At 69.1% G+C, this 9,306-nt stretch carries 6 protein-coding genes; 2 read left to right on the plus strand and 4 right to left on the minus strand.

Translation table 11 applies throughout. The annotated features are described in order from the left end of the window. Positions 1-140: 140 nt before the first annotated feature. Positions 141-1,448, minus strand: coding sequence for a recombinase family protein (locus F8271_RS27590; protein WP_370461979.1), 1,308 nt, complete (start codon positions 1,446-1,448; stop codon positions 141-143). Positions 1,449-2,093: 645 nt separating this feature from the next. Here F8271_RS27590 and F8271_RS27595 point away from each other — a divergent pair. Then, positions 2,094-3,239 (plus strand): exonuclease SbcCD subunit D, encoded by a 1,146-nt coding sequence (locus F8271_RS27595; RefSeq protein ID WP_151492772.1) that lies wholly within the window; start codon positions 2,094-2,096, stop codon positions 3,237-3,239. After that, positions 3,239-6,286 (plus strand): AAA family ATPase, encoded by a 3,048-nt coding sequence (locus tag F8271_RS27600; protein WP_151492773.1) that lies wholly within the window; start codon positions 3,239-3,241, stop codon positions 6,284-6,286. The genes F8271_RS27595 and F8271_RS27600 overlap by 1 nt, the downstream gene beginning before the upstream one ends. A 205-nt stretch (positions 6,287-6,491) precedes the next feature. Here the strand turns inward: F8271_RS27600 and F8271_RS33470 are convergent, their stop codons facing one another. The 3 genes from F8271_RS33470 to F8271_RS27615 all read right to left on the minus strand — a co-directional run. Continuing rightward, positions 6,492-7,334, minus strand: coding sequence for a hypothetical protein (locus F8271_RS33470; protein ID WP_225854804.1), 843 nt, complete (start codon positions 7,332-7,334; stop codon positions 6,492-6,494). A gap of 60 nt (positions 7,335-7,394) precedes the next feature. Further along, positions 7,395-8,648: a lipopolysaccharide assembly protein LapB gene (locus tag F8271_RS27610; protein ID WP_225854805.1), complete on the minus strand. Its 1,254-nt coding sequence runs from the start codon at positions 8,646-8,648 to the stop codon at positions 7,395-7,397. Positions 8,649-8,783: 135 nt separating this feature from the next. After that, the coding region (locus tag F8271_RS27615) for a zinc ribbon domain-containing protein (protein ID WP_192580488.1) at positions 8,784-9,306 on the minus strand (523 nt) is incomplete at its 5' end.

The following is a 9,306-nucleotide window of genomic DNA, read 5'->3' on the forward strand; positions in this document are numbered from 1 at the left end:
ATTCCAGACCCTCAGCCAGGCCACGGGAGATCTCCTCACGATCGGTCAAGGTCAACATGTTGCGCACAGCGGGAATCCTGTCCCACCGACCCACCAAGATCAAATGCTACGACCGCCTGAACTCGCCGTGTTCTTCACGGTCAGTGAAGCGCTTCGGTGGGGGTTTCTGCTGTTCGGCGCTGGTGCGGGACTGCGGATGCCCGGTGCGCTGGCACCCGGGCAGGGATCTCGGTGATGGTCAGTGTTCCGCCGATTGCGCAGGTGACGTGCAGATCGTGCTCGAGTAGTGCGTCTGTGACGGCATGGGGGTCGGTGGCCGGGACGCCGAGCCACTCGGCGAGTTGTGCGATCGCGTTGGCTTCGTGGATGTAGACGTTGCGCGGCCGGGGCCCGTCACCTGTTGAGGCGGTGCGGTGGCCGTGGCGGCAGCGGTAGGCGGCGTGCTTGTTGACCCAGTGGGCGTCGAGGATCCGTCCGCATTCCTGGCAGCGGATCAGCCCGGTGAGCAGGTAGCGCCCGCTCGCGCCGTCGGCCGGTGCGGGCAGGGCGTTGGCCTGTTGGGCGGCGACGAAGTCGTGCTCGCTGACCAGCGGCGGATGCGCGATGTCCCGGGAAATCACCCATTGCTGCATCAGGTTCCAGCGGCGTGCCTCCGACTGGCCGAGGAGATCATCGGCGGCGTCGAGTGGGCCGCGGTCGGTGTGCTGCCGGTTCCAGACCTGCCGGCCGGTATAGCGAGGGTTGGCGAGGATCGCCGCCACCGTGCGTAGCGTCCATCCCGTGCCGCTGCGGTGCGGGTTGCGGCCGGGATCGACGCGGGACGGGCAGGGCACATGCCGATCGTTGAGCTCGCGGGTGATTCCGGCGACGCTGCGGCCGGCGAGGCGCTGGTCGAACATCCACTGCACATGCGGTGCAGTGGACGGGTCAGGTTCCAGCCGGTGGGCCACGCGTCCCCATTTGGCGTGTGCCCGGTTCGGGTGCGGGCCCGCGTCGGCCAGCCGGTAGCCGTAGGGCGGTCGGCCACCGAGATGACGGCCTTGCTCGACCACCTGGGCGCGCATCGCCGCCTTGGCCCGGAACCGGGCGCGTTGGACCTCTCGTTTCGAGTGCACGCCGAGCAGGGCCAGCAGCGACAGGTGGAACTCGTTGCTGGCGTCGACCGGTCCGTTGAGTTCGGGCAGCCACAGCTGCACGCCGTACAGGTTGAACAGCGGCGCGAGGTCGCGGAACTGGTTGCCGTAGAACGCTCGCTCGAACTCGCCCACGACAACCGCGTCGAACCCCCGGCCAGGGTCCGCGAGAGCTGCCAGTAGTCGTGCGGCTTGCGGGCGACGCGTCCAGGGCACCTGACGGGACTCGCCGACGTCGAAGAACTCGGCGACGATTACGCCCCGGCCGTCGATCACGTCCTCGGCGAAGTCGCGTTGCCACCGCGCCGACGACAACCGGTCCTGGAACTCCCGCGTCGACATCCGGCCGTAGAACGCGAACGGGATACCCAGCGGCTTTGATGTTGCCTGGTACCGCGTCCGGGGGCGGCCCCGCCGGGGCGGCTGCCGTATCCACCAGCCGAGCAGGTCAGGGCCGTCGAGTTCCGGCGTGTACTGCATCAGGACCTCCCACACCGAGGCTTACGGTCAGCCCTCGGTATGGATGGACAACGATGTAGTGGTTTGTTGGACTCGGCCACTCACCACACCCGTCGGCGCGGACGAGGGGTCAAGGCTATTACTCGCCTGGCGCGGTGCCAGTGTCGGCCGTGTGTCGGTATCCCCGCCCGAACTTGGTGGAGTCCTCTCTCCACCGAAGTGGGGGTAGCTCACCGCACGGTCTACACCGGGCGACCCTTCACCCGAGGTGTCCCCGCCGAAGTGTGAGACAGTGCGACCGGTCGGCTGTGGCGGTATGGCACGGGGCCCTCGAAGGCCAGTGGCGCCGACGGTGCCAAGAGGGCCGCCCCGCCGGTCCTCCAGCCATGCCATAGCAAAGGTTTCCCGTACGGACTGCCGGGACACACCCGATCTTCGTCCGGAAGTGTGGTCGGCTGGGGTGATGTGCTGCGGTCAATGGATGTTCTAGCGTCTCGGCTCGTGCGTTTTCTTCACACCTCGGACTGGCATCTGGGCCGCCATCTGCACGGCCTCAGCCTGCACGACGCGCATCAGGCGTTCATCGACCACCTCGTCGAGGTCGCTCGGAGCGAGCGGGTCGATGCGGTGCTCATCGCGGGTGATCTCTACGACCGGGCGGTGCCGCCGCCGGACGCGGTCGGTCTGTGGGATCAGGCGCAGACCCGGCTCGTGCTGGAGGCGGGAACCCAGGTGGTCGTCATCGCCGGGAACCATGATTCGCCGGCGCGGTTGAGTGTCAGTTCCCGGTTGCTGGAGCGGGCCGGTGTGCACGTGCGGGTGGGCACGGGTGCGGTGGGTACGCCGGTGCTGCTGGAGGACGAGGACGCGAGGGTCGCTTGCTACCCGGTGCCGTTCCTCGAACCGGCGTCGGCGGTGGCCGCCTGGGGGGTCGAGGACCGGAGTCACGCGGCGGCGCTGCGTGCCGCGATGGGTAGGGTTCGGTCGGATCTGGCCCTTCGTCCCGGCTATCGGTCCGTCGTCATGGCGCACGCCTTCGTGTCCGGCGGTCAGGGTTGTGACACTGAGCGGGACATCAGCGTGGGTGGGGTGCAGCATGTGCCCGGTGCGGTGTTCGAGGGCGTCGACTATGTGGCGTTGGGTCACTTGCACGGGCGTCAGCGTCTGGCCGACGGGTTGCGGTACAGCGGTTCACCGCTGGCGTTCAGCTTTTCCGAGGCCGCGCACGTCAAGTCGTCCTATCTGGTGGATTTTGGTGTCGACGGGCTGCGCGGTGTGGAGGAGGTTCCTGCTCCGGTGCCGAGGCGGATGGCCCGGCTCACCGGCACCGTGGAGGAATTGTTGAACAGCCCTGCCTACAGCGCGTATGAGCAGTGTTGGGTCGAGGCGACGTTGACCGATGCGGTGCGTCCGTTGTCGCCGCACGAGCGGCTCAAGCGTCGGTTCCCACATCTGCTGAAGCTCGTGGTGCCGAGCCTGGCCGTCGAGGTGGGCGGCCGGGATCTCGCCGATCTGGATCGGCTGTCACCGGTGGAGGTGGCGCTGGACTTCGTGACCGAGGTGCGTGGTCGGCCGGCGGACAACGACGAGGTCGCGCTGCTGCAGCGGACCTTCGACGAGCTGCGCCGGGTGGAGGTGACCCGCTGATGCGACTGCACCGGCTGACCATGACCGCCTTCGGGCCGTTTCCTCACACGGTGAGCGTGGACTTCGAGGCGCTCACGGCCGACGGCCTGTTCCTGATCCACGGGGATACCGGCGCGGGGAAGACCACGATCCTGGACGGGATCTGCTTCGCCCTGTACGGGTCCGTGCCCGGTTTCCGGGACGATGCCAAGTCGCTGCACTCGCAGCATGCCACCGTTGGTGTCGGCCCCCGGGTCGAACTGGACGTCACCCTGACCAACCGACGGCTGTTGATCAGCCGCAGCCCGGAGTGGATGCGTCCCCGTAGACGCGGCAGCGGGACCACCCGGCAACAGGCCCTTGTCGAGATCGTCGAACAGCTCCCGGACCGGACCGAGTTCGTCACCAGGGACCACCGGGAAGCCGCCGACCTGATCAGGGCGGAGACCGGCCTTGAGGTCCAGCAGTTCTGCCAGGTGGTCCTGCTGCCCCAGGGCGGGTTCGCCAGGTTCCTGCAGGCGTCTGCCGACGACCGGCAGGGGCTCCTGCGGCGCCTCTTCGACATCGAGATCTTCACCCGCGCCGAGGGATGGCTGGCGGAGCACCGGACGCAACTCGGCCAGCAGGAACGCGCGGCCCTCGGCACGATCCGCGACCTGACGCAGCGCTTCGCCGAGGTGGTCAAGGTCGAGGTGCCCGCCGATCTCGACAAGCCTGACACCTTGAGTGAGCTGGACGCCTGGGCCGCCGTGCACCGAAACCGGGCCGCTGACCTGGTGGAGGCCCTGGCCCAGAACATGGCCGTGGGTACGGCGGAGGAGCAGCGCCTCGACCAGGTTCGGCAGGCCGCCGCGACCCTCGCCGGGCAGCAACGGGAGTACCAGGCGGCGGTGCAGCAGCGCGATGAGCTGACGACACGCAAGCCGGAGCGTGACCGCTGGAAGCGCCAGCTCGACTCCGCCCGCGCGGCAGCGACGCTGAAGCCGTACCTCGACCAGGTCGACCGGCGGCACACCGACCTCGACCTGCTCCGCCGCACGACGATCGAACACCTCGCCTCGCTGCCCGCTGACGTGGCGGTGCTGCCGGACCGTATCGCGCTGACTGTCCGGGACGGCGGGGAGGCCGTCGACGTGGCCGACCTCGACGTCGACGCGCTGACCCGGGCGGAACAGACCCGCACCACGCAGCTGCGTGCCGCCGAGGCCGCGATCGACAGCGAGGCGCGACGGACCACGCTGCGAGGGCAGCGGACGGCGGTCGGCAAGAAGCTCGAAGATCTGGCCAGCCGGAGCGAGAAGGTCAACGCCCGCCTGGTCGAGCTGCCGGTCGAGCATGCCGAAATCACTGGCCGGCGCGAGCAGGCCCTGGCGGTGGCCGCCGACCGGGAGGCCGCCGAGCTGCGGCTGGACGAGGCGCAGAAGCAGGCCAAGGCGTGCAAGCGCCGCGACGACCTCACCGCGCAGCTTGCGACCGCCGAGGAGGAACGGCGTACTGCCGTCGACCGCCACCAAGCCGCCGAGGCCCGGCACCTCGACGTACGGCAGCGTCGGCTGGCCGGCATGGCCGCGGAGCTCGCGGGTGAACTGCGGCCCGGTCAGCCCTGCGGGGTCTGTGGCTCCCCGGAACACCCCGGACCCGCGCAGGCAGCCGCCGACGCCGTCTCCGCCGCCGACGAGGACCACGCCAAGACGGAGGCGGGCGAACTGCTCGACGAACGTCGCAGCGCCGAGATCACCGTCGAGCGCATCAACGCCCAGCTCAACGAAGTCACCGAGACGGTCGGTGACCTGACCGCAGCCCATGCGAAGTCGACGGTCACCGAGGCACGCAAGGCGGTGCGGGCGGCGACTGAGGCGACGAAACTGGCCGACGAACTCGGCGCCCACCTGGAAACCCTCGACGTGATGCTGGCCGATCAGCACCGCGAAGCCGCCGACATCGGCCGCGACGAAGCGGTGGCGAACGCCCAGCAGGCCGCCCTGACCGCGCAGATCACCGAACTCGACGAGACCATCGACGCCGTCCGCGGCCAGGACAAGACCCTGCGGGTGCGGGTGACCCGCCTGACCGGGGAAATCGCCGAGGTCAGGACCGCAGCGACCAACCTGGGGCAGTGGCTACAGGCAGGAAGGGAACTCGCCGACGCCCACCGGGAGGCGCAGCACCACCTGCACCTGTCGGAGTTCGCCGACACCGTGGCAGCGCGGGCCGCAGCCCTGACCGACCCCGAGATCGTCGACCTGCAGGAGCGTATCGACGCTTTCGACGGCGAGTACCACCAGGCCGCAGGACGAGCACAGGACCCCACCCTGCTCGCCGCCGCACACCAACCATCACCGGACGTTGAGGGCAGCGAACAGACCTACCAAGCCGCCCGACTGCGGGCCACGGAGCTGCACGCCCAGCATGGCCTCGCCGTCGAGCAACACGACCGGCTGAAGCAGCTGGGCCCGGATCTGGTCAACGCCCTCGCTCAGTGGAGACCTATCCGCGCCGAGTACGAGATCGCCAACCGCCTCGCCCAACTCGTCGAGGGCAAGAGCAGCGACAGCGGTACCCGGATGACCCTCTCCACCTATGTGCTGACCCACCGGTTCCGGCACGTCGTCACGGCGGCGAACACCCGACTCGGGCAGGTTACCCACAACCGCTACCTGCTGCGCCATGTCACCGAGTCGGACACCGGCCGCCGCGCCGGCCGCAATGGGCTCGGCTTGTCCGTCGTCGACGCCTGGACCGGCCAGGAACGCCGCCCGGCCACCCTCTCCGGCGGGGAAACCTTTCTGGTCTCGCTGTGCCTGGCGCTCGGCCTCAGCGATGTCGTCCTGGCTGAGGCTGGCGGCACCCAACTCGGCAGCCTCTTCGTCGACGAAGGCTTCGGGACTCTCGACCAAGAGGCGCTCGACCAGGTACTCGACGCCCTCGACGGCCTGCGCTCAGGTGGCCGTACCGTCGGACTGGTCAGCCACGTCGCGGAACTACGTCGGCGGATTCCATCCCGCCTCTACGTCCGTAAGACAGCCACTGGCTCCACTGTGGCCGTCGAAACCCAAGCAATCGACTGAGGACACTTTGTCTACGCCTGTTCCTCCCGGTCAAGCTCAGCTACCAGGGCTTTAACGACTCCGGTTGGTCAAGCCACTACCACCAAACAACGATCGACCTGTAGGGGTCGGCAGTAGCCCCGCCGCTGGTGCTTGCCGGGCGGCGTTGCCCTGTCCTGCGGCGGGCGGCACAAGCATCGCGCGGCGTTACCTCCGCGCGCGATGATCAGCAACCGGCCGTACCAGCCATTCCTACGGCGTGCTCAGCGAGGAGATCGGCGTAGATGTCGACGTCCACGGTGTCGTAGTGGCAGCGTGCAAGGAGCCGGTTGAGTCGCTGGGCGATCTCGTCCGAGGGGAGGTCGAGGCGTTCGCACAGGTCACGGTGCGCGCCTACGAGCGGCTCGGCGATCACCTGCGGTTCGGTGCGGGTGATGTGGTAGGCGTCGCGGAGATGACCGGACAGGTCGTCCCAGACGAGGATTGCTTCCTCGACCAGGTCGAGCGCGGCAGGGGTCGCGGGGTGGGCGCAGAGGATCTCGACTTCGCCGGCCAGGCGGTGCCCCGTGGTTTCCACGTCGGAGATCTGCCACTTGCTGCTGGCGGTCACGGTCGACGCGTCCCGGACCGCAGTGCGGAAGTCGGCGAGGCCGGAGGTGTTGGCGGCGTCGAGCATGCCGGCCTCGCTCAGCAGCAGGGTGGCGAAGAGGCGGTCCCGGGCCGCGTGCCCCGCCACCAGTTCGGCGAGTTGGCGGGGCGACAGCCGCTGCACGGCTTGAAGGTAGCGGGCGTGTTCGGGCGCGCCGGGAGCGGCGCCGGGCGGGGTGGCGGCGCCGGAGAAGGTGGCGCCCGCGTGGAACGCGGTCAACGCGGTCGCGACCGCGTGTGCGCACAGGTCGTCTCCGCTGATCCCGCAATCGCAGTCCCCGGTGAAGATCCCGTCGACGATGCCCACCCAGGGCTGGAAGGTGGCGTCGTGCTCGCGTACCAGGGCCTGGACACCGCCGCCGGCGGGCTCCAGCTCACCGACGCTGCCGTCGGTCAGTAGCCGCGCCGCTGTCTCGCCCACGGCAGTGGGGATCGAATCATGAAACGCCTCAACGTCGATGCGGACCGCCACAGGCACACCCTATCGGCCGGACTGGAAGCGGGCGGCGTCGAGCTTGGCCAGGAACGTCGGCCGGCGGCGGTGTGCTGCGCGCAACGCCTCCAAGTACGCGTCGAATCGGCTGCTCTCGCCGGTGGCCGCGCACGCTTCGCGCAGGCGGGACAGCAGCGTGATCGCCTTGTCGTAGCGGCGTTTGTCGTAGGAGTCCAGCAGTTGGGCGTCGATGAGTGCCTGGTAGGGCTCGCGTACCTCGGCCGGGTGGGTGCGCCGCCGCAACTCCACCAGTTCGACGCGCTGCCGAGCGGGCATCTCGTTCCAGCGCGCGAGCCCGGTGCGCCAGGCCTCGTTGTCACGACCGGCGAGGATCAGCACGTCGATCAGGTGGAGAAGGTATCCCGCCTGCCCTGCGGCACGCTCGCGTACCACCGTCAACGCCCGTTCGGTGTGCGCGGCGTCCTGATCGGTCTCGGCCACCGTGGCCAGCAGCGACCGGAAGTTGTCGATCGTCGGTTGGACATCGAACGCCGTCCGGCGCTCGGCCACCGCCGCCTCCGGTTCACCGGTCTCGATCAACAGCTGTACGAGTAGGTCACGTAGCGCCACGGCCTGATAACCCGACGGGTGAGCGGCGAGTCCGCGTCGGGCCCAGTCGATCGCCTCGGTGGGGCGCTGCGCCTGCCCCAGTACCGTGACGATCCGTCCGTACTGGTCTGCGCTGACCAGACGCTCCGCCAGGACCTGTACGTGGCGGTCCACGTCGCCGGAGACCTCAGCGATCTGCTCCCGCAGGTACCGCACCGCCCATTGCCGATGCCAGTCATCGGGCTCGGTCTCTGCGGCACGCTCGTCGACCAATCGCGCGACCTCGGCAAGGCCCTTCGGCCCCAGGGCCGGAGCCCACTCGCGCAGCACCACGTCCGGCCAGCCCGGGCCGTCGCACACCAGCTTCACCAGCCACGCCGCCAACCCTGCCGGCCGAGGCGGCGCGGCCCGACACGCCCGGGCGTAGACCTCCATCAGGTACGCCAGGTCGTTGCCGAGCACGCCAGAGGAGCTGTCCATGTACATCAGGGCGCCCGTCATCCGATCGACCGCCTTGCGCAGCAACGGCACCGCGACCGACGCCTCACCCACGTCGATCAACTTTTCGCAGCGGTCGGCGACCTCACGCGCCGTGCGCGAGTAGGAGTCCCGGCCGGAGTACGGGTCACGGCGACGATCCCGCCGCAACCGATCCACCAGCACCGTCAACTCGCTGTCGCCCTGCACCCTCACCGGTACATCACACCAGACACGCAGGCCGCCCCGATGGGCTGACCCGGCACGGCCGCGAGGTCAACCGACCTGCCAGCGATCACCGTCGAGAAGACCTTCCTGTCGGACACGCAAACCCCTGCGAAGCATTCAAGGTCAGCGATTGATTTGCTTGTTGCGGGCTGTCGGAGCGCGCTGGCGTGGGACCCGCGCCAGCGCGCTGACCGTCGTTCTATCGGTGCGGTTGATCTCCAACATCGTCTCGTCGAGTTCCAGGGCGATGCTGCTCTGATGGCAGATGATCGTGATCGAGTGGTCGCGGAGGAATCGGGCGAGGTCCTGCGGTTCGGTGGATCGCTGAAGGTGCGCGAGTTCCAGTCGGATCTTGGGATCGGCGCTGCCGATCTGGCCTATCTTTGTGAGGGCGTGGGCGACGATGACGTCTTCGCGCAGGTGCAAATTCGCGGCCGGGCGTGTGGCAGGGTTCTGGGCGCTGGTGTGGCCGTGCCGGCACCGGTAGCACGGGTTGCCGTGGCTCCACTGGGATTCCATGCTCCGTCCGCACTGCCCGCAGTGCAGGAGACCCACCAGCAGGTAGGCGCGCCTGGCGCCGTCACCGGGCTGGGCGAGCGCAGTGACGGCTTGGGCGGCGACGAAGTCGGTCACGCTGACCAGGGCC

This window comes from Micromonospora sp. ALFpr18c (assembly GCF_008868155.1).
Lineage (GTDB): Bacteria > Actinomycetota > Actinomycetes > Mycobacteriales > Micromonosporaceae > Micromonospora.

What these genes read in the sequence shown, in the direction of transcription:
- F8271_RS27600 (WP_151492773.1), top strand. Translation starts at nt 3,239, where the DNA reads ATGCGACTGCACCGGCTGACCATGACCGCCTTCGGGCCGTTTCCTCAC.